This window comes from Dyadobacter fermentans DSM 18053, assembly GCF_000023125.1.
In the GTDB taxonomy this organism is placed as follows: Bacteria; Bacteroidota; Bacteroidia; order Cytophagales; family Spirosomataceae; genus Dyadobacter; species Dyadobacter fermentans.
This window is the reverse complement of record NC_013037.1, coordinates 4885087-4910133: the sequence shown is the minus strand read 5'-3', so window position 1 is coordinate 4910133 and position 25047 is coordinate 4885087. Positions and strand designations below refer to the sequence as shown.

Sequence of the window (25047 nt, the reverse complement as noted above, 5' to 3'; positions counted from 1 at the left end):
TATAGCTATTCTGGAAATTACTTCTTCTTTGGAGCAGGCTTAGCCGCAGTACCAGCTGCTGCTGGTTGCGCTGCCGGCTGGGCAACTGCGAGTCCCAATGCTTCTTTTGCAGCCGCATTGTCCGGATCTACTTTCAGTAGTTTCTCCCAATACTCCTTCGCTTTCGCTTCGTCTTTCAACGTCGACTGTGCGTGGAATGCCAGGTAACCGTAAGCCAATCGGAGATACGACTTGTATTTGCTAGGATCTGGGTCTTTTTCAGCAAGTTCCGTCAATTTCAGGTAGTATGGTTGCGAAATACCCTTATCAACATTCTCTTGTCTGTCGTACGCATTGTAAAGCGTACTTGCACGCCAGTAGTAACCGTAAGGCCATTCAGGCAGTTTCTGCGTTACGGTAGCGAAGATTGAATCCGCCTTCAGGTACAGGTTGCGCTTGTCGATTGCAATTTTCGAGCTGTCAGCAAAGTTAGAATCTGCCGACGTTGGAACGACCATAGCTTGTGCGCTCTGAAAGTTAGCAAGACCTTCGTAGTAGTAATCGTTAGCGCTTGCTTTTGCTGTATCCAGATCGTTACCTTTTTCGTAAGCAGCAGCAGCCTTAGGGAAATCTTTGGCAGCGTAGTACAAGCCGGCAACTTCTTTGTAAGCAGCAGCAGCTTCCGCTTTGCTGGTATCCATTTCAGCACCTTTTTTGATATACTCCATACCCAACGAATCGTAGCCTTTGCCGTCGGTTGACTTAGCGTTCAGGGCACGGCCGAGGTATTTGTAGTCGTCGCCGATTACTTTCTCAGGAGCAACTTTGATGAATTCTTCCAGGTTCTGGATCGCTTCGTCAGGCTTGTTGGTTTTGAAATACGCCCAACCATACATACGCTTGGTGATAGGGTCGTTGATTTTGCCTTTTGCTTCTTCCAGGAATTGGAGCGATTTCGCGTAGTCGTCAGCAGTAAATGCAAACTGTGCACCACGGAGCTTCATTTTAGGATCGGTGCTACCGCTTTTTTGCAGGTAAAGATCGAAGTTTTCAGCAGCCTGCTTGTATTTCTGAGCCCAGAAGTAAAGTTCAGCCAGGTCTTTGTAAGCAGGTGCGAAGTTCGCATCAGCCTCGATCGCTTTCTTATAGTTCTCCAATGCAAGGTTGTAGTTTTTACCACGGAGGTAAATAGAACCGATTGCATTGTGAGCAGCTGCGTAGTTTGGTTTCGTTGTCAAAGCGTATTCGTAAGCTGTAACCGCGTTACCACCTTCGTTACGCAGCATCAGCGCGTCGCCCTTTGCAAGGTAAGCGTCAGCCAGGTTTTTATCACGGGCAATTGCCAGGTCAAGCAAACGGATCGCTTCGGCAGGATCATTGTTTTTCTCAAACAGCGTGTAAGCCTCGCCTATTCTGAAAAGAACTTCGGCATCTTTCTTTTTCTTCTTTTCAGCTTCATCGAAAAGCTCTTTCGCCTTTGCACGGTCACCTTTCGCCAGGGCGATTGTTCCAAGACCTACCTTGTTCAGATATGACTTGTCGTCCAGCGACAGACCTTTGTCGAATGCTTTCTGCGCCTCATCCAATTGGTCGGTTTTGATATAGTAATAACCAAGGTAATATTGGTTATCAGCAGAAGGGCTTCCTTCGGCAAGTTTCTTGAACAAATCTCCTGCCTCAGTGTAACGTTCGCCACGAATTAAAGCCAAGCCATCCTGTACCGTCTGTGCGTGTAAGTTAACAAACGCTAATAAACCAATTACCAATGCTACTAATTTCATTCTCATGTTTCTGTTCATTTTTTACCCGGGTTAAAATAATGATAAAAAACTTGGTTTTTCAATAACAAGCCCCAAATCTACTAATTGTTTATTTTACTATAACTCTTTCTTGATTTCCAGCTCTCTCGGATAAACTACCGTCGGCAGCAAACCCATTTTCTGAATAATCAGCCCTCCGACGTCCCGGGCGATGTAGGTCATCAACCCACCGCCGAGCCCCGAGTAGCCTTCCCGGCTGATAATGTAAAGGTCCCTGTGCAGCGGATAACGCTTGAACTCCAATCCCGCCTGAAACGGCTGAATGTAGTCCGAAAGTGAGTCAGGCTGGGCGTCTTTGGCAACTCCCATCACCCGAATGCCTTCCGATAGCTCTTCCGATGCGAGCGAATTTCCATCGCTGATCCAGTTCACCCCGATGAAACCCAGGTGCGTCGGGTTTTCCCGGACATCCTTGATGACATTTTCGTTAGATCCCGCTGAGATAATCCTCAGCTTCTGAATGTCCTTAACGCCAAACTTGTTGAGCACGAAGTTCAGATTACTGGCATTCGCATTATCGAAAACCAATGTGATCAGGCCCTGCTGTGCTCCCTTGATCTGCGACCAGTCGGTGATTTTACCTTCCATGATCGCTTTCAATTCCGGAATCGTGATAAGACTATCCGGGTTCGCTTTTCCGATCACGAGCGCCAGTCCGTCGGTTGCAATGTGCTGGAATTTCTGGCTGCCCTTCTGCTTTTTGATCATTTCCAGCTCCTTTTCGTTCAGCTGTCGCGTCGCGAAAATGACCCGGGCACTATCGTTCAGAAGTTGTCGGATCGCTTCCTGTTCTGGCTTGTAATCCACTTTGAAGTGCGCATTGGGGTAAATTCCCTCATACGCACTTGTCAACGAATTAACCAGCGGCTTGAACGACTCATCTGCGGCAATGGTGATTGTACCTTGCCGCGGGTTGTCCAGGTCGCCGTTGGACGAAGTACATCTCAATAATCCAGCTACACCGAGGGGTAGCAACAACAGCAGCGCTGTCCATCTCTTTCTCATGACTCGTCCTGGTTTCTCCTCAACACCCTGTACCCGCGGTACAGGCCATATAAAATAAGCGTGCCAGCAAAAGCATACCGCCAGACGCTGCCGATCGGCAACAATCTAAATGAGAAGGAGGAGAGGATCAAAAAGACCCCTCCTCCTACGTATGCCAGAGCCATTACCGAAGAGGTCAGATCACCGAGCTTTTCATGCAATGGTTTCTCCCTCATGCCTTACTCCAATTGGAAGTTGATTGGCAGGTTGTATTTCACACGAACTGCACGTCCTGATTGCTTTCCTGGCTTCCATTTCGGCATAGCTTTCACTACGCGGATCGCCTCTTCATCGCAACCAAAACCCAAGCCTTTCAGTACGGATACATCCTGGATACTTCCATCGGTGTTAACAACAAAGGACAAGAACACCCTTCCTGAAACGTTAGCACGTGATGCTGCACTTGGGTATTTGATGTTCTTAGAAAGATACTTGTACATTTCTGTGGTACCTCCCGGGAACTCAGGCTGCTGCTCAACCACTGTAAATACCTTTTCAGGCTCAGGGGCTGCCTCTACTACTGTTCCTTTGCTAGGTGCTGCAACAGCTTCGGGTGCAACAATAATTTCATTCGCGTTGGGGTCACCTTCGATGGTTTTGTCAGCAACAACAGCTTCTTTGATTTCTTCTACTGTTGGTGGTGGTACCTCTTCCGGAACCTCTTCATCCTTTTTAACCTCTGGTGGCAAGAACTTAACTGTGTTCACCTTCGGCGCTTCCACTGGTGGTGGTGGCGGCGGTGGTGGTTCTGCCGGGTCAATTGGTGGCGGCGGGATCTTCATTAAGTCCACCTCAACCATCGGCGCCTCTTCTTCCTTACCGGCCGTCAAGCTGTTAATGATCGACGGTGTAAACATGGCAAGAACAAAAAGCGCAGCTCCGATTATAGTGGCCTTCGTCACATCTCTGCGATAACCCTGACGAAGTTCAAAAGCTCCGTACGCCTTATTACGATCCGCGAACACTATATCATCCAGTGTCGCATTCGGGCTTATTTCTGCCATGGCGCTGTGATTAATTTTGTTTAAAACTAATTTTTAGGTTTGATTTTGTCACCGAGAACTTCCTTCTCCGAGTCGGTCAGGTTGTCCACGAGTGCATAACGTTTGGTCTTGGTGATCGCCATTTCATCCAGCACGTCTACCATGTTTTTATAGGTAGATACTTCCGTAGGCTTAATTACCACCACAAACGCTTCATTACCGTCTTTGTCCTTTGGATTAGCTGCATTGATACGCTTTTGAGACGCGAAGATCACGGTTCTGAGATCGTGCCCGTAGCGGGTCGTTTTCAGTTCAGTTTTCGCTTTATCATCATCAGCAGCGATACCGTCCAGATAATACACATCGTCGTTATCGCCCATAAACAGGGTCAATACTTTCGATGCTTTCAAAGGTTCGGTCGGTTTTTCCTGATCTTCGGTTTTGTCAGGCACCGCGAGCGACATGGATGTCGGTTTAGACATTGTTGTCGCAAGCATGAAAAAAGTAATAAGCAAAAATCCCAGGTCCACCATCGGAGTCATGTCCACACGGGTGGACATTTTCTTACCCCGGACCTTACCATCACCTTTACCGTGCCCACCACCACCGGATTCTTCTATTGCTGCCATTTCTTCTAATTATTAAATGATAACATTAATCGTTTGTGTAACCGGCTGGTGCTTGCTCGCTACCTGTAATCAGGTTGAACTTGTTGATATTCTGCGATTGCAGGTTTGCCAGTACGTCTTTGAATGCAGGGAACTTCGACAGGTTGTCGCCTTTCAATGCAATACGTAGTTGGCTGTCTGCTTTCCGCGCAGCATAAACCCAGTCTGCCAATTCGCTGGCGCCTGTGGAGTCAACCGGGATACCTGGTTGCTTCACCTGGCTCATTTGCTCTTTCGGCATGTTCAACCAGGGTTTCAGCTGATTGAGAGGTAAACCAAAGCTTGACTGCAGTGCAAACTTCGCCTTCTCAGCATCAGTGAATGTAATGCCCTTGGCCTGGCCAATGTTGTCCAGCATCGCAGCGCGAGTGGGCTGGGCATCCACACCAAAGAACACTTTCCCTGCTTTGTCAATGCTGATGACCATAATCTTATCATCTGGCACTTTGATCTGCGAAATCGATGTAGGTGTTGTAATCTCTGCATCGTTCGACTTAAAAGTCGCCGTCATAATGAAGAACGTCAAGAGCAAGAACGCCACATCCGTCATCGCCGTCATATCAGTATGCGGCGCATGTTTCTTAGGCCTTACCTTTGCCATACAAATATATAAGTTTTTTTTATATTAACGAAACTTCACTATAAAATAGTTCAGCGAACTATTAATAATGTGCAGCAAAGTTCGACTGAAGGCTCATGCCAATTTCGTCGATGCTGTAAGTAAGATCGTCAACACGGCTGTTCAGGTAAGCGTAAGAGATTGTCGCGATAGCCGAAGTACCGATACCCAATGCGGTATTGATAAGGGCCTCAGAGATACCAGTTGCAAGAGCAGCAGAGTCAGGTGAACCTGATGTACCCAAAGCCGCGAACGCCTTGATCATACCGATTACCGTTCCCAAAAGCGCCAAGAGGGTAGATGCACCCGCCAATGTAGCGATGATGGTCAGGTTTTTCTGAAGCATTGGAAGTTCAAGTGTAGTAGCTTCTTCGATCTCTTTCTGAAGAGCCGCCAGTTTCTGCTCTTTGTCAAGCGCAGTTTCAGTAGTCAATTGCTTATATTTCAAAAGACCCGCTTTGATTACGTTACCAACAGATCCTTTTTGCTTATCGCACTCTTTGATAGCCTCTTCGATTTGGTTTTTGTCAAGCAGGCTTCTCACTTTACGAACGAATGCATCGATGCTGCCTGAGCCGCTAGCTTTGTTCAAAGTGATCAGACGCTCGATTGTAAAGGTCAATACAATAAGGAAACACGTCATCAAGATCGGTACGATAGGACCACCCTTGTAAACGATTCCGTAGTAATCACCATCGATAGGTCCTTTTTCGTGATCGCCATCTTTGAAGTGTTCGGGAGCTCCCAACACGAAAATGTAAACACAAAGTGCAATCGCAAAAAGTAGAGGGATTACCAATGCCGGGTTCAAACCGCCTTTGCCTTTAGTTGCTGCCGCAGCAGGCTTTGGAGCTGGTGCCGGACTTGTAGCTTTCTTTTCCATCAGACTTACTTTTAAAGGTTAAATTGAGATTTTGGTTGTGAATTAAATAAAACTTTTGGTTTAAACTGGTTTTCGTAAAATAAAATTTTGAATGCTTTTCGGATAAACGACATCTACAAAAGTATGAGTTTTCCTTTTAAAAAAAAGCAAGCGTTTCGGCAGATTTTTTCTCAGTTTTTTCGCCAAAACGGCTCCGAATTGCATATTTTAAAGAATGCCCTCCCTTCTATTTTTAGTAATAATTCTGGTTTTTGTACTGATATATAAGGATATATCCCACTCCCGGGAACCTCTATAAAATTGCACTCTTTGCGTTCATATGTAGCAACATGTTTTTTAGTGAGGAGATTTGCGTTTCAAAATATTTCAAGATTACCTTAGAAAAGCAAATATTATTTTTCTCCTACTATGTGTCTTGACAACAATTTTAAATTTCAGAGTCCGGGATTTTTCGCCGGTACCCGAAATTTGACTAAATCAATCCGCCGCCACATCCGAATTTTTCGCCCGTCACCGGCTCCCTGCGTCAATTTCCCGGAGCGTACCACTAGCGGAATCACAAAAATCAGGTAATTTTGGTTTTCGGCAGATAGCATGTCTGCTAACTTAACAAATTCTTAAAATACACATGAAGATCGATCAGGAATCGCTCAACAAGATCGCACACCTTGCGCGGTTGGAGATCAGGCCGGGAGAAGAAGCCGCACTTTTGAGCAGCATGGATTCTGTTCTCACCTGGATGGACCAGCTCAATGAAATCAATACGCAGGGAGTGGAGCCTTTGACGCACGTACTCGACGAAGAAAATAACTGGCGGGAAGATAAAGGCGCTAACACCCTCACCCGCGAGGAAGCGCTGTTCAATGCGCCTTCGAAAAACAGTACATATATAATGGTACCCAAAGTGATTGAGTAAGTATAGGACACAATGTCCTATACCTCAACAGCGGATCTCAAAATCGTCGGCATCCGACAATGCCGGAAACTTCTCCCGGTATGTCGCAAGCTCCGCCTTCGAAATGTGCACGATCTTTTCGGTTTCCTGGTTTGTGAGCATGGCAATGGGTTCACCCAGGTAATCGAGCGCCACGGAGTCTCCGCGATATTCCAGCCCGTTCCCGTCGGTCCCGACGCGGTTTACGCCCATCACATAACACTGATTTTCGATCGCCCTCGCCTGCAACAGCGTGCTCCACGCATGCGCGCGGCGTGCGGGCCAGTTTGCTACAAAAAATAAGATGTCGTACGGGTCACTTTGCAGATTACGGCTCCATACCGGGAAGCGCAGGTCATAGCAAACGAGCGGGCAGAACTTCCAGCCCCTCCATTCAATCGTCAGCCGTGCATTGCCCGCGGTGTAATGACTGTGCTCCTCCCCCATTCTGAACAAATGCCGCTTGTCGCTTTGCGAATAGGTCCCGTCCGGGCGTACACAAAGAAGGCGGTTAAAAAAGCGGCCGCCGTCATTCACCGCGAAACTTCCTACCACCAATGCATTCTGCTGTTTCGCAATTTGCTTCATCCAGCGCGTGGTGGTGAGGTTCATCGGCTCGGCGAGCGCGGTGTTCATCGTAAAACCGGTATTGAACATTTCCGGCAGCACGATCACATCGACCGCCTCCGGCAACGCAGCCAGCTTTTCTTCAAAAGAAGCAAGGTTGGCCGTCACATCTTCCCAATGCAGATCGGCCTGCACCAATGCGATGGAAAGAATTTCCTTATGCTCCTGCATCACCGAAAAATATTGGGTTAAAACTTATCTCCGGCCCGGAAAACGCATGCGGTAGTCGGCATCTACGTTTCCTTTGGAAATATCGGTCAGTTTCTTTTTGATAAACTGCTTTTTGAGCGTCGGCAGGTAATCTACAAACAGTTTGCCCAGCAAATGGTCGTATTCGTGCTGGATAATGCGGGCCGCCATGCCGGAATAGGTTTCTTCATGCTCGTTCCAGTCGAGGTCGCGGTAGCGGATGCGGAGCGTTTCGGGGCGGTACACATCTCCGCGGATGCCGGGAATGCTCAGGCAGCCTTCTTCGAATCCCCATTCCTCGCCGGTTTCCTCCAATATCTCGGGATTAATGAATGTCTTTTTGAAATCGACCAATGACAGATCCGGCTCGTCGTCATCGTCCTCATCTCTTTCGGCGAACGGCGTGCCGTCCACTACGAAAATGCGGATATTCAGACCGATCTGCGGGGCCGCAAGCCCAACGCCGTTCGCTCCGTGCATAGTTTCGAACATATCCTCTGAAAGTTTCTTCAAATCCACTTCATCTTTCTCGATAAAACGGGTCGGCTTTCTCAGGATGGGGTCACCGTATGCAACTATTGGATAAATCATGTCTATTAAAACTTTTGCTTCCTATATAATATGTACTACTTGCAAATTCTACCTTCGGCTCTCCATGAAAGATTGGAGGATGATCGTCGCACTCACCTTGTCGATATTGCCCTTGTCGCGGCGGTCACTCTTCTTCGAACCCGAGGCGATCATGGATTGCAGCGCCATGGACGATGTAAACCGCTCGTCGTGCAAATGCACGGAGATTTCGGGAAATGCTTTTTGTAATGATTTGACAAAAGCGGTAACCCGGGCCGCATTTTCGCTGTCGGTATTATCCAGCTTTTTGGGCATGCCTACCACGAATGCCTCCACCTGCTCGCTCAATGTGTATTTTTTGAGAAAATCGGTGAGCTGATGCGTAGGGACCGTATCGAGCGCGGTTGCGATGATTTTCAACGGATCGGTAACGGCAATGCCGCTGCGTTTGGCACCGTAATCTATCGCCAGGAGACGTGGCATGGGCTTAAAATATGTTAATAGTTTGCAAAGATAAGAGCTTTCGGCTAGCTTTTCCCGATCGATCACCCGATTGCACATTTTGGCTGCAAGCATTCCGGAATCCGATTATCTTTGCTATATGATTGAAAAGCGCTGGATACACCACCCTCCCTTTACCTCTGAACAAGAACAGGTTGCGCAGAGCCTTGCCGAATCTTTGAAAGTAAGTCCCTCGCTGGCAACGCTTTTGGTTCAGCGCGGCATTCTCGATTTCGATCAATCCCGCGATTTTTTCCGCCCCGACATCCGGCATTTGCACGATCCTTTCCTGATGGCCGACATGGAGAAAGCCGTCGAGCGTTTGATCAAAGCCATTGATTCAAATGAGAAAATACTGGTTTACGGAGATTACGATGTGGATGGCACCACGTCCGTCGCACTCTTCTATGGTTTTCTCAAAAGAATTTATCCCAATCTCGACTACTACATTCCCGACCGCTACGAGGAAGGCTACGGCGTTTCGTGGCAAGGCGTGGAATGGGCGCATGCCAATGGCTATACATTAATAGTAACCCTCGACTGCGGCGTCAAATCTGTGGACAAGGTTACCGCCGCCCTCGAGAAAGGCATCGACTTCATTATATGCGACCACCACCGCCCCGGCGATGAGCTTCCGCCTGCCGCCGCGGTGCTCGATCCGAAGCGCGAGGATTGTTTGTATCCTTATAAAGAGCTCACCGGCTGCGGCGTCGGATTCAAATTATTGCAGGCATTTTGTGTCAAGCAGGTCCTCGATCCCGAGACGTTGTACGATTACCTGGACTTGCTGGTGGTCAGCATCGCATCCGACATTGTGCCTATTACCGGCGAAAACCGCGTGCTGGCATTCTACGGCTTGCAAAGACTGAATGCACAACCGCGGACGGGCATTAAAGCATTGATCCAGATTTCCGGGATGACTGGCGCGCTCGACATTACGAATGTCGTTTTCGGTCTCGGGCCGCGCATTAATGCCGCCGGGCGTATCAAGCACGCCAAGGAAGCTGTAAGATTGCTGCTTTCCGAAATCGAGGAAGAAGCCATTTCATTCGCCGAAGAAATCAACAAGCATAACAGCGAGCGCCGCAACTTCGATTCGAGCATTACCGAGCAGGCGCTTTTTATGATCGAAAACGACGAATGGTTTTCGAATGCAAAAAGTACCGTATTATATAAGGAAGACTGGCACAAAGGCGTGATCGGCATTGTGGCCAGCCGCTGCATTGAAAAATACCACCGCCCGACTATTATCCTCACGCATTCGCACGGAAAAGCCGCCGGTTCTGCACGCTCGGTGCCGGGTTTCGATGTGTACGAGGCGATCGAGGAATGCGCGGATCTTTTGGAACAATATGGCGGGCACACTTTTGCTGCGGGGCTCACATTGCCGCTCGATAATGTGGAAGCATTTAAAATGCGATTTAATGAAATCGTGAGTAGCCGCATTCAGCCCGACCAGCTCGTGCCGATGATCAATGTGGATATGCTGCTGGAACTGGAAGCGATTACGCCTAAGTTTTATAATATCCTTCGCCAGATGGGGCCGTTCGGGCCGGGGAACATGACGCCGGTTTTCGAGTCACGCAATATGACGCTCGTCGGTCGGCCGATGTTGATGAAGGAAAAGCATATCAAATTTGACGTGAAGCAAAACAACTCGGCGGTATTTACGGCCGTGGGCTTCGGAATGGGGCATTTTTATCCTGATATCGTCAATGGAAGGCCGTTCTCGATCTGCTATTGCCTCGAAGAGAACCATTTCCGTGACAAGAAAACCTTGCAGCTGTCGTTGAAAGACATTAAGCTGCATTAAGGAAGAACTTAAACGAACAATGATACTAAGAACCGTAAACCTCGTGAAGAAATACGGGGTTCGACTTGTTAATAATAATGTAAGCTACCAGGTCGAGCAGGGCGAGATCGTGGGGCTGCTGGGGCCGAATGGCGCGGGCAAAACGACTTCCTTTTATATGGCCGTTGGATTGGTGAAACCGAACAGCGGAAATGTGTACCTCGACGATAAGGACATTACCAACCTGCCGATGTACAAGCGCGCGCGCCTGGGCCTGGGCTACCTCGCGCAGGAAGCGTCGGTTTTCAGGACATTGACGGTCGAAGAGAACATCAAAGCCGTTCTCGAAATGACCAATCTTTCGAAAGCCGATCAAAAACAGAAGGTAGAGGAGCTGATCGAGGAATTTCACCTCGGGCACGTTCGAAAAAGCAAGGGTATGGTCCTTTCGGGAGGTGAGCGCCGCCGTACGGAAATTGCAAGGTCACTGGCCGTAGACCCGAAGTTCATTCTACTCGATGAGCCTTTCGCGGGTGTGGACCCCATTGCCGTGGAAGATATTCAAAGTATTGTAGCCAAGCTGAAACACAAAAACATCGGCATCCTCATCACGGACCACAATGTAAACGAGACGCTATCGATCACCGACCGTGCATATCTGCTGTTTGAAGGAAAAATTTTGAAACAAGGCACTGCCGAAGAATTGGCGGAGGACGAAGTGGTGAGGCGCGTGTACCTGGGACAGAATTTCGAGTTGAAGCGGAAGATCTGAAAAGCCTGCAGCATAGAAAAGGGAACGCTCAGGCGGCACTCCCTCTCTTACAATTATTCACCATGAACTGTATTACTAGTTTCTGCTAAGTAACTGCGATGTTACTTTTTAGGGCACTTTTTACAATGCTTGCCCTTCTTCTTGTATTTCTCGCAACACTTCTTAAACACGCATTCGGTGCTTTCTTCGAAGGTTTTCATCCAGAAATTCCCTTGCTCCACACCCGCATTGTAATCACTAATTGTAAAAGCGCTCATTCACATTGCCGTTAAAACTGAGGCAAATATATTACCTATTTAGAATCATTCAAATGTTTAGAGAAATTATTTTGAATAAATCTAAATAACTTCATGCCGGCAGTTGGTCACTTGATATAGCCTTTTTTTCGCAACACGTCTAGAATTTCATCCTCGGACACTTTTTCCTTGTGATACGACAGCGACACAACACTTGCATCTAGATCAATACTTTCGTCACGGACACCATTGATCTCACGCAGATCGGCTATCAGTTTTTGTCCGTCGCAGCTTCCTCCCAGCTCGACACGAAGCTGCCGATGCGATCTGAATCGTTCGAACTGTTGCTCTGCGAGCATTTGCCGCTCACTTTTGAACGGCTCCCACCGGTTGATAATCAGTCCCGACAATGCGATAAACCATCCCAACACGTAGGAAAATGTCTCCATTCGGCTGTGAAAGGTTTTGTTCCAGAAATAAAAAACAAACAACCGCCCGCTCAGCCAGACAAATAGGACCCATTGCAAGACCGAAAGCAAACCCTGGTTTCTGGCGAAGAAGCCCTGATCGAAAAGCGGCAGGGACGCGAGCGATAGCAAAGGAAGAATGCAGCACGCAATATGTAAAGATGTAATTATCAGGCTGAAAGACAGAGAATAAAAGCTTCGCATAGCGGAAGAAAATCGGCGCAACTATTGCGCGGTAAAAGTATTTGTTTCATTTTTGCAACATTGTTGCATTTAATGAAGTTCCATTTCAAATGAATCCATTCCTTTTACTGATTGTCCTTACCCTTGCGGCATTCGCCTGCTCGCCAAAAAGCGAAAAGAGCCCGCAGCTCGTCGAAGCCAACCGTTTGCATCTTGAAGCCATGAAAATATCGCAGCAACTCGAACAAAAACTCGACAGCCTGTCGCCGCTCGCAAAAGACGGAAGTTCGGAAAAATCGCAAATCGATAGCCTTAAAAACCTGATCGAAGTTTGGGAGAAACACGTAATTGAAGTGCCGGGCTTCGCACACGAGCACGCGCATGAGCACGGCGCACACGAGCACAAAACAGCACCACCAATGACCGACGAGTCGATGCTGGAATACCAACGGCAATCGCGCCAGGCCATTGCTGAGCTACAAGAAGCTATTGAGAAATTAGAAAGCTTGCCTAAATGAATCAGGGAATTTTCTCCCAGATCTCGTGTACCGGCTTGCCGTCGCTGCTCTTGCCGCTATGGTCCCAGCGGCCATTGTCGAGTTTGAAATTGAAGGAAAGCGAAGTGCCTACGCGGTTATTATTTTTTGAAAAGAACTGAATGTTCTCTGTGTACTTCCCATCTTTGGCTGTGTAGGTTCCTCCGCCGGTTGCATAAAATCCTTTTACGCCCGGATCGATCGCAAACCATTGAAAACGGGTTTTAGAAAGCAATTTCAATGTTTTGCGAGTGCCCGTCTGGTGTATTTTAACCAATTCGCCTTGCCCGTTATCACGTTCGGTAATGTGCCAGGCGCCGGCCATCGGCACATTGGTAGCATCGTCCACGCGCATCCACACCATCGCTTCTTCGTATCGAAGCGTAAGAATTTCGTCTTTCACCGTCACCGTAAATTCGATCGGAACCCCGATTTTAGCCGTATCCGCCGAATTGAATTCTGGCGTATAAGTCATTTTATCACCAGTCATCGTAAACGGGCCGCCTTCGGTCCTTTCAAAATACTTGTTACCAATGCTGTAAGAAGCGATCACGAGATAATTATCCGCCACAATGAGCGTAGAGGCACTTCCCGTGGGCTCCTGCGACTTCCACGCACCTTTGGGCACTTGTGAAGAGCGCTCCTGCGCGATCGCGATGAAAGAAATCAGTAAAAAGGCGGTTGTCAGTATATGTTTCATTGCATTCGGTTTAAATGGGATTACCATATACGTTATCAAAATTATGCCAATTTCGACGCAAAGCAACTTTCAGCGCAAAACTTCACGCAAAACGTCCAGCGATTTGATCTCCCCCAACCCCTCCATGTGTATTTTGTAAAAGAAAATCAGCTTTTCGAGGATATTTATCCGCCTCGCCCTGTCGAGCGGAATGGACAATCCGTAGCCGTTTTCCAGCATTTGCAAGGTGGCCGCGTGCTCCTGGGCGTCGGGACGGTGCGGAAAATGATTGTCTTTCAGCTCACTTTCCAAGTCGTCCACGGTTTCCACGCCAAAGCCCAGATAATGTGCCAGTTGCATCAGAAACTGGATGTGGAAATTTTCGTAACCACCCTCTGCGCCATCCAGATATAGCACCGATTGCTCAATAAAATGGAACAATGGCTCGTTATTTTCCTCCTCGCGCAAAGTTTTGCCGAGCATCTCGGTCACAAAGAGTCCCAGGCCTGATTTTATTACGTCGTAGGGAATCGACGCGAAAGGTGCGTAACATTTGAGTTCCGAGATGCGGTGGATGGAATCCTCCTTGTTCTTGTGATAAACCACGAGATCGAGCAATGTGAGTGGCTGAAAGAACGCGATCCTGTTGGATTTGGACTTGCTGCTCCGCACCCCGTTTACGATATAAGTCTGTATACCAAAGGTTTCCGTGTAAATCCTGGCAATGATGGACGACTCTTTGTAGCGGATGTAGCTCAGTGCGATGCCGCGGGTTGTATGAAGCATGGAAATTTTAATATCTATTTGATCAAAAATAGTTATCTTTCTTATAATTGATAAGCTCTAATTTATTGAGCGATTTTGGAGTTTTTTAAGCCAAAGGATTTGTACCTTTGTACGAAATAACGAACTAAACGGGAATCGAAATTCGTTAGGCTAATATTCAGGGAATACGCTTTGCATACCAGCAAACACCAATATCTCTAAAAGCATTACTCTTCTTATGAGCGACGCCATTAAGCATGAGTGCGGCATAGCACTTATCCGTCTTAGAAAGCCTTATCAATACTACATCGACAAGTACGAAACGCCGCTGTACGCAGTTCATAAGCTTTCGGTGATGATGGAAAAACAGGTCAACCGGGGCCAGGATGGAGCCGGGGTAGCCAACATCAAAATCGACGTCCCGCCCGGGAAACGATACATCAGCCGATACAGATCCGTAGAACCTCAGCCACTTACGGATATCTTCTCCAAAATCCACAAAAAATTCCGCAAGGGTCTTAAAAACAACAGAGACCACGCCAACGATGCGCAATGGTTGCAGGAAAACCTGGCATTCACGGGAGAAGTATGGCTGGGACATCTCCGCTACGGCACGCACGGGTCTAACGAAGTCGAAAACTGTCACCCGATGCTGCGCCAAAGTAACTGGCGGAGCCGCAACCTGGTGATGGCGGGCAACTTCAACATGACCAACGTGGATGAGCTTTTCGGCAAACTGGTCTCGTTGGGCCAGCACCCGAAAGAGAAAGTGGACACCGTAACGGTAATGGAAAAAATTGGACATTTCCTGGATGAAGAAAACCAGCGGGTGTTCGAGCGCTTCAAGGGGATTTACGAAAACCCGACATTATCGGACGTGATCGAAGATAATATCGACCTGCCGCGCCTGCTCTACCGCTCCTGCCGCGATTTCGACGGCGGCTATGCGATGTGCGGACTCACGGGTTATGGCGCGTCGTTCGTCATCCGCGACCCTGCTGGCATCAGGCCCGCATTCTATTATGCTGATGATGAGGTAGTCGTAGTTGCATCTGAAAAACAGGCGATTAAGGCTGCATTCAATGTGGATTACAATCAAATCACCGAAATCACGCCGGGTTCCGCACTGATTGTTGATAAAAATGGGGAGTACAATGAGTTCCCGATCCTGCCACGTCTCGAAAAACGGTCGTGCAGCTTCGAGCGCATTTACTTCTCCCGCGGTACCGACCCGGATATCTACAACGAGCGCAAGCAATTGGGTAAATTGCTGATCCCGCAAATTCTCAAAGAAGTTAATTACGACCTCGACAACACGATTTTCTCCTACATTCCGAATACCGCTGAAACGGCGTTCCTGGGGATGATCGAAGGTTTGGAAGAATACCTGGCCAAAAAACGCAAGCAGGCCATCATGGAAGGCATTCTTTTCGAAGCCGACCTTGAAAAAGTGCTTTCTTTCCGCCCACGGATCGAGAAACTGGTAACAAAAGACGTCAAATCCCGTACATTCATCACCGCCGACGCACTGCGCGACGATATGGTTTCGAGCGTGTACGACACGACTTTCGAGGTGGTGCGTAAAAATGTGGATACCGTCGTAATCATCGACGACTCTATCGTACGAGGTACTACTTTGGAAAAGAGCATTTTGACCATGCTCGACCGTCTCAAACCGAAGAAGATTGTGGTAGCGTCATCCGCACCGCAAATCCGCTTCCCGGATTGCTACGGTATCGATATGTCGCGAATGAAAGACTTTGTCGCTTACCGTGCGGTATTGAAGCTTCTCGAAGAGCGCGATATGGAATACATGCTCGAAGATGTTTATACACAAAGCGTTACGGCTCTCGCTACTAAAAATCCATACAATACCAACTTCGTAAAATCGCTGTACGATCCTTTCACCGACGAAGAGATTTCACAGAAAATCGCCGAGATCATCCGTCCGAAAGGCCTGAACGCCGAACTCTCAGTGGTATTCCAAACAGTTGAAAACCTTCACAAAGCCTGCCCGGGACACCTCGGCGACTGGTATTTCACCGGAAACTACCCTACGCAAGGCGGAAATAAAGTGGTCAACAAAGCTTTTACGAATTCTTTTGAAGGGAAATTGGAAAGAGCTTATTAATAGTGGAAATTCAGTTTGAAGAAAGCCGGCTTGGAAACAGGCCGGCTTTCTTTTCAAGCTTTTAGCTAAATTCCGTCATTACGTTGACTAAATTTAGCTAAATTGCGTCAATACGTTGACTGAATTTTCATTTATGGAGATCAATCGCTCATTGTATAAACGGATCATTGACCATTTAGTACCTAATAAGGTCAATATCATCACCGGCACCAGGCGGGTAGGGAAAACTTTTCTTGTGCAGAAAATCATGGCAGATACTTCTTTCAAAGTCCTTACGCTGGAAGGAGAGGACATTGACGCGCAAAATCTGTTAGCTCAAAATAGCATCGCCAATTATCAACGCCTTTTCGCCGACTATGAACTGTTGGTGATTGATGAAGCACAAGCGATTCCGGACATTGGGAAAAAGCTGAAACTCATCGTCGATCACGTGAAGGGCCTCAGGATCATCGCGACAGGCTCCTCCGCATTTGATTTGGCACAGCAGGCAGGCGAGCCGCTTACGGGCAGAGCCTATTTTCATGACCTTTATCCCATTGCACAGCAGGAGTTGTCTTCTACCGAGAATTTGCTGGAAACGCGCCAGCGATTGGAAGAGCGCGTGATTTACGGCAGTTACCCCGAACTGCTTCAACTTACCTCTTTGAAGGAAAAAGAAGCGTATCTCAAAGATCTCGTGAATGCATATCTCTTGAAGGATATTCTCTCATTCGAGGGCGTTCGAAATGCGGAAAAGGTGAAAGACCTCCTGCGATTGGTCGCTTACCAGGTAGGTAAGGAGGTATCGTTCCAGCAACTGGGCGTCTCACTGAATATCAGTAAAAACACAGTCGAGAAATACCTGGATCTTCTTTCCAAAGTGTTCATTTTAAGACGTATAGGAGGTTATAGCAAAAATCTTCGAAAGGAGATTACAAAAAGCAGCCGCTGGCACTTTCACGATAACGGCGTACGGAATGCGATCATCAACGACCTGCGGCCCCTTGCATTACGGACAGATATCGGTGAGCTTTGGGAGAATTATCTGATTAGCGAAAGGATTAAAAAGCTGGCTTACGCCAAACGCCACGCAGACTTCTATTTTTGGAGAACCTACGACCAGCAGGAAATTGACTGGCTGGAATGGGACAATGGACGCTTGTCGGCATTTGAGTTCAAATGGAAGGATGAACGCGCCAAAATCCCGGCCGCATTTGCCAATGCCTACCCCGACGCGAGCTTTGAATTGATCAACCGTGACAATTATTTGGATTTTATTTCCTAACATTTCTATTAATTTGCCAACTCAATTCACAACCTAAATCTCAATGACCCAATTCAACACAATCAGAAAGGCTTGCCTGGCATTTGTACTTTTCCTCACGGCCACATTCGCGCAGGCGCAAGGCACGCTGAACGACATCGCATTCCTCGACGGTCGCTGGCTGGGAACCTACAACGGCGGCCCGATCGAAGCTTCCTGGACTGCGCCTAAAGGCAACAACATCGTCGGCTTTATCCGCATGATCAAGGATGACAAGCCCGCTCTTTATGAGATATTTGCATTCGAGCAGACTGACAAAGGACCGGTTGCGATGGTGAAGCACTTCAAACCCGGCATGATTTCTCTCGAAGAAAAAGAAGTAGCCGACCGTTACAAATTCATTGAAGCCAAAAAGAACGAGGCGTTGTTTGAAAAAGACGATGCTTCGGTGCGGATCATATATGAGAGACGCTCTCCTACCCAGCTCGTGATTCAGCGCGGCAAGAAGGAAAACGATAAATGGAGCTTTGTAGACTTGTTTATTTTCAACAAGATTCCCTGATTCTTCATCAAAACTTTCGGATAGCAGCTCGCCTCGGGCTGCTATTTTTTTGTCCTAATTTTTGAGGATCAGGTAAACACCGGCGACGAGCAGGATCGTCCCGAGAATGCGTGGCAGGTTCATCTGGTGTACCGCAAATCCCTGTAAACCAAGATGATCGATCGTCATTACGGTCACCATTTGCCCGGCGATGATCAGGCACATCATGTTGGCCGGACCGATATTGCGGACGATAAAAATAACAGTGATCACGTAAAACGCACCCAGCACGCCACCCATGAAGCGCGTCCAGGAAACTTGTTTCAGGTCGGCCAGCGACGGCACAGGGTTTTGATTGAAGCAGGCAAATGCAATGCTCAAAACGAGCAGCCCAACGAAAAAGGACGTCATGGCCGCCAAAATCGGGTTATTGATGGATTCGCGGAGCTGTGTGTTCACTCCCGACTGAACGGCATTGCTGATACCAATAAGAAAAGCTAAGATCAGGAAAATCCAGTTCATGCAGCTGAATGGTAAATTTTACGCAAATTTGGCTTAGTTTCGGATCAGATTATTGCTTCAATTCATTCACCTTATCGGGATCGACGGTTTTGAAATGGCCGTACACCCGCAGAATAATCGCCAGGGCCACAGTCACCTCCGCCGCCGCAACGACAATCACGAACAATGCAAACAGCTGGCCGCTCAATTGCTCAGGATCATGTCTTCCAAATGCTACCAGATTGATATTGACGGCATTAAGCATCAACTCTATCCCCAATAACATACCAATGTAATGCCGTTTGGTAATGGCAATGGCCAAACCAATGCTGAACAAAGCTGCCGCGACAATCAGATAATATTGAACAGGTACAGTCGTCATGGCGCTGGATTTCGGTTTAATGCAAGATAAGCGGCGCCGATCAGCGCAACGAGAAGCAATATTGCCGCCACTTCGAACGGCAGCAAATGGCTGGTCATCAACTCCACACCGATCGTCCTGATCGTCGATTTGGTGCTCATTTCTGCCCCGGCCATGGCAAAATCCGAGGATAGGATCACTTTTACGAGCAGCCCGAAGAAACCGACACCGGCCAGGACACCCCAGATTCTCCGGGTAATCGGCACATCAACGCGGTTGTGCCGGGTGGAATCATCACTTTTCTCCCGTTTTTGGGTAAGCATGATCCCAAATATGAGAAGCACCAGAATGCCGCCGACGTAGATCATGATCTGCGAAACGGCGAGGAAATCCGCTCCTGCGAGCACATACAACGCGGCTACGCCCAGAAATGCCAGGAACAATGCGAATGCGCCGTAGATCAGGTTTCTCGACACAAGGATAAAAAGCCCGGCCAGGAGGGTCAGCGCAGAGAAGATGTAAAAAATAATCGCTTCCATGTTGGCCTATTCCTTGGGTTTGGGTTTCATTGTGGGGCGAAATGCCGGTTTTGCCGCAGCTGGTTTCTCTGCTGGTTCTGCCGGGGCTTCTGCAACTGGTTTTTCAGCTGGCTCGGCAGGCACTTCGGCAACGGGCTTTTCCGCATTATTTTCTGCAACCACTTTCGGCTTCATAGTTGGGCGAAACGCAGGTTTGGCAGCAACCGGTCTCTCTATTGGTTCAGCAGGCGCTTCTTCAACCGGTTTCTCTGCATTTTCCTCCAAAACAGCTTTCGGCTTCATCGTCAGGCGGAATGGAGTTTTCGCAGCAACCGGCTTCTCTGCCGGTTTAGCAGGAGCCTCGGCAACTGGTTTCTCCGCATTATCATCGGCAACCACTTTCGGCTTCATCGTCGGGCGGAATGGAGGTTTCGCTGCAACCGGTTTCTCTGCTGGTTCAGCAGGCGTTTCCGAAACAGTTTTCTCAGCATTTTCCTCCGAAACAGCTTTCGGCTTCATCGTCGGGCGGAATGGAGGTTTCGCTGCAACCGGTTTTTCTGCTGGTTCAGCAGGCGTTTCCGCAACCGGTTTCTCTGCATTTTCCTCCGAAGCAGCCTTCGGCTTCATGGTCGGGCGGAACGGAGGTTTTGCCGCAACCGGTTTTTCTGCCGGTTCAGCTGGCGTTTCGGCAACCGGTTTCTCTGCATTTTCCTCCGATACCACTTTCGGTTTCAATGTAGGGCGGAATACCGGTTTGCCGGCGGTAGGCTTTTCCGTAGGAGCGGGATCGACAGCTGGTGTGTTTTCTTCCGCCTTTTTTGGCTTCATGACCGGTTTGAATGCCGGTTTTGGAGTCGGCGCGGCTGGCTCCTGGCTGGCAGTTTCAGATGCAGGCTCTTCTGCCGGCTTGGGCTTCGCGGTTGGTTTGAAAACCGGTCGCGCCGGTGCAGTCGTAGCCGGTGCGGCCCCAGCTGATGCAGCTGCGGCTGGCGTGGCGGCTTTGGCGGCCTTCAACGCCTCTTTTTCCTTCTGGAATTGTTCCAGCAGCATGCGCTTTTCGTCAGCTTGCTCGGTTGTAAGGTTGGAATAATTGTAAACCATATCCCGCACATCCAGCTCGCTGTAATCGAAAGTTTTCGTCATCGTAAGGCATTCCGTCGGACAAACCGTGGTGCAAAGACCGCAATAACAGCATTTGGCCATGTCGATATCGAACTTCGCCGCATACAAACGGATCGGCGAACCGTCGGAGGCGCGACCAACGTCCTCTACGGCTTTAATAGGCTCAATGTCAATACAATCCACGGGACAAACCTTCGCACATTTGTCGCAAACAATGCAGTCGTCCATTTCATTGTGCAAACGGTACCTGCCATTGTCTGGAATGGGAATGGTTTCCTGGGGGTATTGGATGGTGACGATCCCATCCTGCTGGTCGTAAAAGCTGGATGAACGGATATCCGCAGGCTTACGGCTTTTGCGCGCATTCCAGAGGTGCCGTAACGTCAGCCGCATGCCCGTGAGGGTCGTACTGATGCCGTCGGATATATTTTTAAAGTATTCTGACAAAATCCCTGTTCGTTGGTATTGCATTTACCCTACGACAAATATAGAGTAAACGGTTTAAAAACTTACTTATCCACGGCCACTGCTTCCAAAAGCTCCTGCAATTCGCGGTGCAGCGACTCGTTTTTATCCGCAATGTACCAGCGCTGGATATCCTCCGCAAACTCACTGTAAGGCTTCACCGGATTCGCTTTGTACTCCCGCAAGAGCATCTGAGCCCCCGCCGGGCGCGGCCCCCAGGTGAAGAGCTCGTTAAAATCCTCGTCCACCGCGATGAGCTTGGGGATAGATTTGCCTCCGTTTGTCAGATATGCGCCCATCAGGTCCAGATTTTCGTCGCGAAGCAGCAATTTAACGGTGATCAATGGGTTGGCCAGCGAGGCCGCCACTATCGGCGGGATATTCTGGGCCGCATCGCCACACCAGGCTTCGGTAAGGATATACCAGGTTTGCGGGATGTCTATCTGTTCGATAACTTCCTTCAACGAATCGCTAACAGTAACCTTTTTGTTGAGCCGCTGCATTCTGGCCAGATTGAGCTTTGTATAATGGCTGAGCTCTTCGGACTGCTTGGGTCCGGTGGTCCGGTTTTCGAGAACGACCTGTTCCATCAACTGCATGTAACCGGAATATGTATATGCCCCGTTTCTAACCGATTCGGGGAGCAAATGTGCGATGTTTTTCATTCGAGTTTCATTTATTAAGAAACCCCTCGTAGACACATTCGGTTCACTTTTCAGCTTACGAAACGGTCTGTTTTACAATTGCTCACGCGCATCTTTTGAAGTCCTTTCAACAAATCTTTCGCCAGCACGCCGCGATCAAAATTCCGCCGGACAAAGTCATAGCCATTTTCACCATGTTTGCGCAAAAGCGCCCGGTCGTTCATATAAACCCGCACTTTATCCGCAAAGTTTGCCGCATTGCCCGGCTCGGCGAACAGCCCTGCCGCTGCTTGTTCTATCAATATGCGCGAAATGCCGTCGATCGCCATCAGCACCGGTTTTTTGCAGGAGAGGTAGTCAAATGTTTTGTTACTGTAAATGGTTTTAAAAACCTCTGCTTTCTTCAAAACAGCTACTCCGGCGTCAGCCATGATAATGTAATGGAAAATTTCCTCCTTAGGCACCGGGTCCAGAAATGAGACATTATGCAGGCCCAATGCCGCCACTTTGTCCATCAGCATTTGCTTCTGCATGCCATCGCCCACCATCAGAAAGTGCGCATCCGTATCGCGGAGCAATGCAGCGGCGTGCAAGAGTTGAATGAGATCGTTCGCCAATCCATGTGCGCCTACGTAAATAATCACAAATTTCTTTTCGAGGCCAAGCTTTGCGCGTAATGCGACCGGGGCCGAGCTTGCCAGCGCCTGTTCACTCCATCGAAAGTCTGCCGCGTTAGGGATTAACACTATTTTTTCACGCTCAACCCCTTTCGTCAGGATCAGCTTTTCGCGAAAGGCGGGCGTCAGCACGATGATCCGCGCGGCTGTTCGGTAGAGGTATTTTTCAAATAAAACTGCCAGCCGAATGAGCATCCGGTTTTTGACTATACCCATTTCAACGGCTGACTCCGGCCATAAATCGCGGATCTCGAAAACGAACGGAATGCGCTTCCATTTAGAAAGAATCAGCCCCGGAATGCCTGCAAATAGTGGTGGCGACGTGGCTATAATGCAGTCATATACCGAAACCGCCCTGCGCAGACCGGCATACACGGCGGCCATCGCGAAAAACACATAGCCCCAATACCGTCCCCGCAAGCCGATATGATAATTTCGCGGCAACTTGCAGCGAATGACCGTGACGCCGTCCCCATTCACACCGACTGCGAAACGCTCACGCCTCACTCCCGCCCCGGTTTCGTGCATATAATGGATATCCCCGGCGATCACCGTCACGGCATGCCCCTCCTCGGCCCAGATCCGCGCCATCTCGTTCCACCGCGAGCCGCCGCCGGCATTGTCTTCCAGAAAATATTGGTGAATGAGCAGGATATGCATGTTCAAGTTGTCGTTTTCCATTGATACGACAACCTGGTGCATTGGTCACTTATATTTTTTCGATGATGGTTTTGAAATAATTCCCGGAAGTTTCGAAAACCAGCATATTACTTTGGATTTTATGACCATAAAAAGCTGAATACCAGCCCGAGTCGACGACAGGAAGAATTTCATGTCCGTGCTCGTCGAACGTCCGGATGCAGAAATCGCGGCTGAAATGTTCATCGGGATGCCATCGCTGCCGGACTTGCAAGCCGGTCGGCACGTTCGCTACCCAGTCCTCGATTACCCAGTGGAGCCGGCCAACCTGCTTTATGACACGCCGCTTGTGGACGATATCCTTGCCTACATGGCGAAACCCCTCGAACTCGGCTTCAATCCAGCATTCATCGTTGCCGCGGCCGCATTGGCCATTGGCGCTGGTGATCCAGTGCGTCCAAATGAAACGCCGGTCTTTCTGCATTTGGTCGAAATCACCGATCGTAACCGTGTTATGCGAGCGGGTGCCGGAAAAATACCGCGTCGATTCCTCATCGGCATTGTAAAGCCACGTTCCGGCGTCGCGCAGGATATTTCGACCATTTATCCAGATATCGAGATGATTGTTATCTGCCTGAAATGGCCGGCTCTTGTAACTTCCGCAGCGCAGGAATGTAATTGTGCCGGCATTTCGGATAACATGGTAGCCCCCATCCCGGAAAGTTGACAAGCAGCGGGGATTGATTTGTGCCGCTATCGGTCGGCGATGTCCACACAACCAATGGCTTTCCTCCAACCATTTTCCCGTCTGATAACCCAAATCAACACCCTGCACATTTGCCAAAGCAGCCATTTGAGGGCGAAAATCCCTGAACTCACACTCCGATAGCGGAAAAAACAGGGCGCCGTCGCAATGCCCGTAGTGAGGAAGTTGACCATTGCTATCATCCTGGCAGGTTCTCAGAAACACCAGCGAAGCCTTCGCCTGTGCATAAACGGTTTCGCAGAGACAATCGCCATGCACCTCGCCCAGCCGGATTCCCCAGGTGAGCAGTTGCACTACCACCCGGTGATAGTTCATGGAAAATTGCAGATACGTTCCATCCGGCGCGATTTGCGTGATGATTTCTCTTTCAAATAACTCCTTGCCTGCCTTTTCCCATTCCGGACTTTCGGGGAAAAACGGGAATGTTAACCCGGTTGTAAAAAGGCCCATTGCTTCGGTAAGGATATGGTTGTTGCGGACGGCAGTCCTGGAAAAACGGATGTTTTGGGCAACATGCCGGATTTGGTCGTAAATGCTGCACAGTATTTGATCGAGTAGACTTTGGTTCAATGCGTGCGAGCCTCGAAAGTAATGCAATGCAAAAGTCCAGTTTAACACACGCAGGGCGATTTCCTGGCTGCATTTCCAGTTCGGGCCGCGATTGACGGGATTTTGAGCGATCCAATCGGAAATCAGTGTGAAAGCCTCCGCAGATTGATCCTCATTGAAATGATAGTCATATCGAATGAGGTCATACAGAAATGTAAACCTCGATTTTTCCCAGACATATTTGATATCTCCCGCCGTTACCGAAAAGTCATCCACTAGCGACCAATGCTCATTCACATTGTACCGATAGCCTGTCAGCGGATTAGTATGCCAATCGTGAACATCAAACCATTGACTGCTGAAATACTGAAACCTCCGGCGCCTGATTTGGCTAACCCGCCACTTCAACTCGTGAAGCCCCGCATTCCTGCTCACATTCACCTCATGAGGATCGAAGAGAAATGCAGGGTTGCGATCTCGCCATTCCCGGAGGCTAATGAACGATCGCCTGGTTGATCGTTTGGGAAAACGAAGTCGGAGCAAGCCGGTTTTGCCTTCTAGCCAATAACCAGCGCGAAAAAGTACATATCCCCAGCCCATTTGGCGAACAATATGCCAAAGCAGCGACAAGTCCCGGAGCATT

Annotated in this window: 27 protein-coding genes; 7 read left to right on the top strand and 20 right to left on the bottom strand. The window is 48.8% G+C overall.

What is annotated here, in order from left to right; all coding sequences use genetic code 11:
• Positions 1-17: 17 nt before the first annotated feature.
• The 6 genes from DFER_RS20205 to DFER_RS20175 all read right to left on the bottom strand — a co-directional run bounded on the left by DFER_RS20205 (position 18) and on the right by DFER_RS20175 (position 5996).
• On the bottom strand, positions 18-1646 hold the full coding sequence (locus DFER_RS20205; protein ID WP_229206063.1) for a tetratricopeptide repeat protein: 1629 nt from the start codon (positions 1644-1646) through the stop codon (positions 18-20).
• 210 nt (positions 1647-1856) lie between these two features.
• Entirely contained in the window at positions 1857-2804 is a 948-nt protein-coding gene (locus tag DFER_RS20200) for a substrate-binding domain-containing protein (protein ID WP_015813506.1), read from the bottom strand.
• Between the two features lie 218 nt (positions 2805-3022).
• Positions 3023-3847 (bottom strand): energy transducer TonB, encoded by an 825-nt coding sequence (locus tag DFER_RS20190; RefSeq protein WP_015813504.1) that lies wholly within the window; start codon positions 3845-3847, stop codon positions 3023-3025.
• Between the two features lie 26 nt (positions 3848-3873).
• Entirely contained in the window at positions 3874-4455 is a 582-nt protein-coding gene (locus DFER_RS20185; RefSeq protein ID WP_015813503.1) for an ExbD/TolR family protein, read from the bottom strand.
• Between the two features lie 25 nt (positions 4456-4480).
• Positions 4481-5095: an ExbD/TolR family protein gene (locus DFER_RS20180; protein ID WP_015813502.1), complete on the bottom strand. Its 615-nt coding sequence runs from the start codon at positions 5093-5095 to the stop codon at positions 4481-4483.
• Positions 5096-5156: 61 nt separating this feature from the next.
• Positions 5157-5996, bottom strand: a complete 840-nt coding sequence (locus DFER_RS20175; RefSeq protein ID WP_015813501.1) for a MotA/TolQ/ExbB proton channel family protein — start codon at positions 5994-5996, stop codon at positions 5157-5159.
• A gap of 628 nt (positions 5997-6624) precedes the next feature.
• Between DFER_RS20175 and gatC the strand changes: the two genes are divergently transcribed.
• Positions 6625-6912, top strand: a complete 288-nt coding sequence (gene gatC / locus DFER_RS20170; protein WP_015813500.1) for an Asp-tRNA(Asn)/Glu-tRNA(Gln) amidotransferase subunit GatC — start codon at positions 6625-6627, stop codon at positions 6910-6912.
• A 24-nt stretch (positions 6913-6936) separates the two neighbouring features.
• Here gatC and DFER_RS20165 read toward each other — a convergent pair whose 3' ends face one another.
• The 3 genes from DFER_RS20165 to ruvX are packed head-to-tail and all read right to left on the bottom strand — an operon-like array spanning position 6937 to position 8799.
• Entirely contained in the window at positions 6937-7728 is a 792-nt protein-coding gene (locus DFER_RS20165; protein WP_015813499.1) for an amidohydrolase, read from the bottom strand.
• Between the two features lie 24 nt (positions 7729-7752).
• Positions 7753-8337 (bottom strand): peptide deformylase, encoded by a 585-nt coding sequence (def, locus tag DFER_RS20160; protein ID WP_015813498.1) that lies wholly within the window; start codon positions 8335-8337, stop codon positions 7753-7755.
• 48 nt (positions 8338-8385) lie between these two features.
• Entirely contained in the window at positions 8386-8799 is a 414-nt protein-coding gene (ruvX, locus tag DFER_RS20155; protein WP_015813497.1) for a Holliday junction resolvase RuvX, read from the bottom strand.
• A gap of 118 nt (positions 8800-8917) precedes the next feature.
• Between ruvX and recJ the strand changes: the two genes are divergently transcribed.
• Together recJ and lptB are read left to right on the top strand one after the other, a co-directional pair.
• Positions 8918-10630: a single-stranded-DNA-specific exonuclease RecJ gene (gene recJ / locus DFER_RS20150; protein WP_015813496.1), complete on the top strand. Its 1713-nt coding sequence runs from the start codon at positions 8918-8920 to the stop codon at positions 10628-10630.
• A gap of 19 nt (positions 10631-10649) precedes the next feature.
• On the top strand, positions 10650-11381 hold the full coding sequence (lptB, locus tag DFER_RS20145; protein WP_015813495.1) for an LPS export ABC transporter ATP-binding protein: 732 nt from the start codon (positions 10650-10652) through the stop codon (positions 11379-11381).
• Positions 11382-11482: 101 nt separating this feature from the next.
• Here lptB and DFER_RS30190 read toward each other — a convergent pair whose 3' ends face one another.
• Positions 11483-11638 (bottom strand): hypothetical protein, encoded by a 156-nt coding sequence (locus DFER_RS30190; RefSeq protein WP_015813494.1) that lies wholly within the window; start codon positions 11636-11638, stop codon positions 11483-11485.
• Between the two features lie 107 nt (positions 11639-11745).
• Positions 11746-12066, bottom strand: coding sequence for a heavy-metal-associated domain-containing protein (locus DFER_RS30595; protein WP_229206062.1), 321 nt, complete (start codon positions 12064-12066; stop codon positions 11746-11748).
• 311 nt (positions 12067-12377) lie between these two features.
• Here DFER_RS30595 and DFER_RS20135 point away from each other — a divergent pair, with 311 nt between their 5' ends.
• Positions 12378-12785 (top strand): hypothetical protein, encoded by a 408-nt coding sequence (locus tag DFER_RS20135; protein ID WP_015813492.1) that lies wholly within the window; start codon positions 12378-12380, stop codon positions 12783-12785.
• Position 12786: 1 nt separating this feature from the next.
• Here the strand turns inward: DFER_RS20135 and DFER_RS20130 are convergent, their stop codons facing one another.
• Both DFER_RS20130 and recO read right to left on the bottom strand, forming a co-directional pair.
• Positions 12787-13503: a DUF4488 domain-containing protein gene (locus DFER_RS20130; RefSeq protein WP_041736546.1), complete on the bottom strand. Its 717-nt coding sequence runs from the start codon at positions 13501-13503 to the stop codon at positions 12787-12789.
• Positions 13504-13572: 69 nt separating this feature from the next.
• Complete coding sequence (gene recO / locus DFER_RS20125; protein WP_015813490.1) at positions 13573-14268, bottom strand: DNA repair protein RecO; 696 nt, start codon at positions 14266-14268, stop codon at positions 13573-13575.
• Between the two features lie 217 nt (positions 14269-14485).
• Between recO and DFER_RS20120 the strand changes: the two genes are divergently transcribed.
• The 3 genes from DFER_RS20120 to DFER_RS20110 all read left to right on the top strand — a co-directional run bounded on the left by DFER_RS20120 (position 14486) and on the right by DFER_RS20110 (position 18183).
• Positions 14486-16378 (top strand): amidophosphoribosyltransferase, encoded by a 1893-nt coding sequence (locus DFER_RS20120; RefSeq protein ID WP_015813489.1) that lies wholly within the window; start codon positions 14486-14488, stop codon positions 16376-16378.
• 133 nt (positions 16379-16511) lie between these two features.
• Positions 16512-17642, top strand: coding sequence for an ATP-binding protein (locus DFER_RS20115; protein WP_015813488.1), 1131 nt, complete (start codon positions 16512-16514; stop codon positions 17640-17642).
• A gap of 43 nt (positions 17643-17685) precedes the next feature.
• Positions 17686-18183: a DUF6265 family protein gene (locus DFER_RS20110; protein ID WP_015813487.1), complete on the top strand. Its 498-nt coding sequence runs from the start codon at positions 17686-17688 to the stop codon at positions 18181-18183.
• A 54-nt stretch (positions 18184-18237) separates the two neighbouring features.
• Here DFER_RS20110 and DFER_RS20105 read toward each other — a convergent pair whose 3' ends face one another.
• The 7 genes from DFER_RS20105 to DFER_RS20075 form a co-directional block, all read right to left on the bottom strand.
• Positions 18238-18684: a DMT family transporter gene (locus DFER_RS20105; RefSeq protein WP_015813486.1), complete on the bottom strand. Its 447-nt coding sequence runs from the start codon at positions 18682-18684 to the stop codon at positions 18238-18240.
• 49 nt (positions 18685-18733) lie between these two features.
• Entirely contained in the window at positions 18734-19045 is a 312-nt protein-coding gene (nuoK, locus tag DFER_RS20100; RefSeq protein ID WP_015813485.1) for an NADH-quinone oxidoreductase subunit NuoK, read from the bottom strand.
• Positions 19042-19563 carry an NADH-quinone oxidoreductase subunit J family protein gene (locus DFER_RS20095; protein ID WP_015813484.1) on the bottom strand — a complete coding sequence of 174 codons (522 nt, stop codon included), beginning with the start codon at positions 19561-19563 and terminating at the stop codon, positions 19042-19044. Before DFER_RS20095 ends, nuoK begins: the two co-directional genes overlap by 4 nt.
• 6 nt (positions 19564-19569) lie before the next feature.
• Positions 19570-21111, bottom strand: a complete 1542-nt coding sequence (locus DFER_RS20090) for a 4Fe-4S binding protein (protein ID WP_015813483.1) — start codon at positions 21109-21111, stop codon at positions 19570-19572.
• Positions 21112-21173: 62 nt separating this feature from the next.
• The gene (locus DFER_RS20085) at positions 21174-21794 is read right to left on the bottom strand and encodes a thioredoxin family protein (protein ID WP_015813482.1); all 621 of its coding nucleotides are present in this window, start codon (positions 21792-21794) and stop codon (positions 21174-21176) included.
• 50 nt (positions 21795-21844) lie between these two features.
• Positions 21845-23131 carry a glycosyltransferase family 4 protein gene (locus DFER_RS20080; RefSeq protein WP_229206061.1) on the bottom strand — a complete coding sequence of 429 codons (1287 nt, stop codon included), beginning with the start codon at positions 23129-23131 and terminating at the stop codon, positions 21845-21847.
• Between the two features lie 28 nt (positions 23132-23159).
• Positions 23160-25046, bottom strand: a complete 1887-nt coding sequence (locus DFER_RS20075) for an alginate lyase family protein (protein ID WP_229206060.1) — start codon at positions 25044-25046, stop codon at positions 23160-23162.
• Position 25047 lies beyond the last annotated feature (1 nt).

What these genes read in the sequence shown, in the direction of transcription:
- DFER_RS20200 (WP_015813506.1), bottom strand. Translation starts at nt 2,804, where the DNA reads ATGAGAAAGAGATGGACAGCGCTGCTGTTGTTGCTACCCCTCGGTGTA.
- DFER_RS20190 (WP_015813504.1), bottom strand. Translation starts at nt 3,847, where the DNA reads ATGGCAGAAATAAGCCCGAATGCGACACTGGATGATATAGTGTTCGCG.
- DFER_RS20185 (WP_015813503.1), bottom strand. Translation starts at nt 4,455, where the DNA reads ATGGCAGCAATAGAAGAATCCGGTGGTGGTGGGCACGGTAAAGGTGAT.
- DFER_RS20180 (WP_015813502.1), bottom strand. Translation starts at nt 5,095, where the DNA reads ATGGCAAAGGTAAGGCCTAAGAAACATGCGCCGCATACTGATATGACG.
- DFER_RS20175 (WP_015813501.1), bottom strand. Translation starts at nt 5,996, where the DNA reads ATGGAAAAGAAAGCTACAAGTCCGGCACCAGCTCCAAAGCCTGCTGCG.
- gatC (WP_015813500.1), top strand. Translation starts at nt 6,625, where the DNA reads ATGAAGATCGATCAGGAATCGCTCAACAAGATCGCACACCTTGCGCGG.
- DFER_RS20165 (WP_015813499.1), bottom strand. Translation starts at nt 7,728, where the DNA reads ATGCAGGAGCATAAGGAAATTCTTTCCATCGCATTGGTGCAGGCCGAT.
- def (WP_015813498.1), bottom strand. Translation starts at nt 8,337, where the DNA reads ATGATTTATCCAATAGTTGCATACGGTGACCCCATCCTGAGAAAGCCG.
- ruvX (WP_015813497.1), bottom strand. Translation starts at nt 8,799, where the DNA reads ATGCCACGTCTCCTGGCGATAGATTACGGTGCCAAACGCAGCGGCATT.
- recJ (WP_015813496.1), top strand. Translation starts at nt 8,918, where the DNA reads ATGATTGAAAAGCGCTGGATACACCACCCTCCCTTTACCTCTGAACAA.
- lptB (WP_015813495.1), top strand. Translation starts at nt 10,650, where the DNA reads ATGATACTAAGAACCGTAAACCTCGTGAAGAAATACGGGGTTCGACTT.
- DFER_RS30190 (WP_015813494.1), bottom strand. Translation starts at nt 11,638, where the DNA reads ATGAGCGCTTTTACAATTAGTGATTACAATGCGGGTGTGGAGCAAGGG.
- DFER_RS30595 (WP_229206062.1), bottom strand. Translation starts at nt 12,066, where the DNA reads ATGGAGACATTTTCCTACGTGTTGGGATGGTTTATCGCATTGTCGGGA.
- DFER_RS20135 (WP_015813492.1), top strand. Translation starts at nt 12,378, where the DNA reads ATGAATCCATTCCTTTTACTGATTGTCCTTACCCTTGCGGCATTCGCC.
- DFER_RS20130 (WP_041736546.1), bottom strand. Translation starts at nt 13,503, where the DNA reads ATGAAACATATACTGACAACCGCCTTTTTACTGATTTCTTTCATCGCG.
- recO (WP_015813490.1), bottom strand. Translation starts at nt 14,268, where the DNA reads ATGCTTCATACAACCCGCGGCATCGCACTGAGCTACATCCGCTACAAA.
- DFER_RS20120 (WP_015813489.1), top strand. Translation starts at nt 14,486, where the DNA reads ATGAGCGACGCCATTAAGCATGAGTGCGGCATAGCACTTATCCGTCTT.
- DFER_RS20115 (WP_015813488.1), top strand. Translation starts at nt 16,512, where the DNA reads ATGGAGATCAATCGCTCATTGTATAAACGGATCATTGACCATTTAGTA.
- DFER_RS20110 (WP_015813487.1), top strand. Translation starts at nt 17,686, where the DNA reads ATGACCCAATTCAACACAATCAGAAAGGCTTGCCTGGCATTTGTACTT.
- DFER_RS20105 (WP_015813486.1), bottom strand. Translation starts at nt 18,684, where the DNA reads ATGAACTGGATTTTCCTGATCTTAGCTTTTCTTATTGGTATCAGCAAT.
- nuoK (WP_015813485.1), bottom strand. Translation starts at nt 19,045, where the DNA reads ATGACGACTGTACCTGTTCAATATTATCTGATTGTCGCGGCAGCTTTG.
- DFER_RS20095 (WP_015813484.1), bottom strand. Translation starts at nt 19,563, where the DNA reads ATGGAAGCGATTATTTTTTACATCTTCTCTGCGCTGACCCTCCTGGCC.
- DFER_RS20085 (WP_015813482.1), bottom strand. Translation starts at nt 21,794, where the DNA reads ATGAAAAACATCGCACATTTGCTCCCCGAATCGGTTAGAAACGGGGCA.
- DFER_RS20080 (WP_229206061.1), bottom strand. Translation starts at nt 23,131, where the DNA reads ATGGAAAACGACAACTTGAACATGCATATCCTGCTCATTCACCAATAT.
- DFER_RS20075 (WP_229206060.1), bottom strand. Translation starts at nt 25,046, where the DNA reads ATGCTCCGGGACTTGTCGCTGCTTTGGCATATTGTTCGCCAAATGGGC.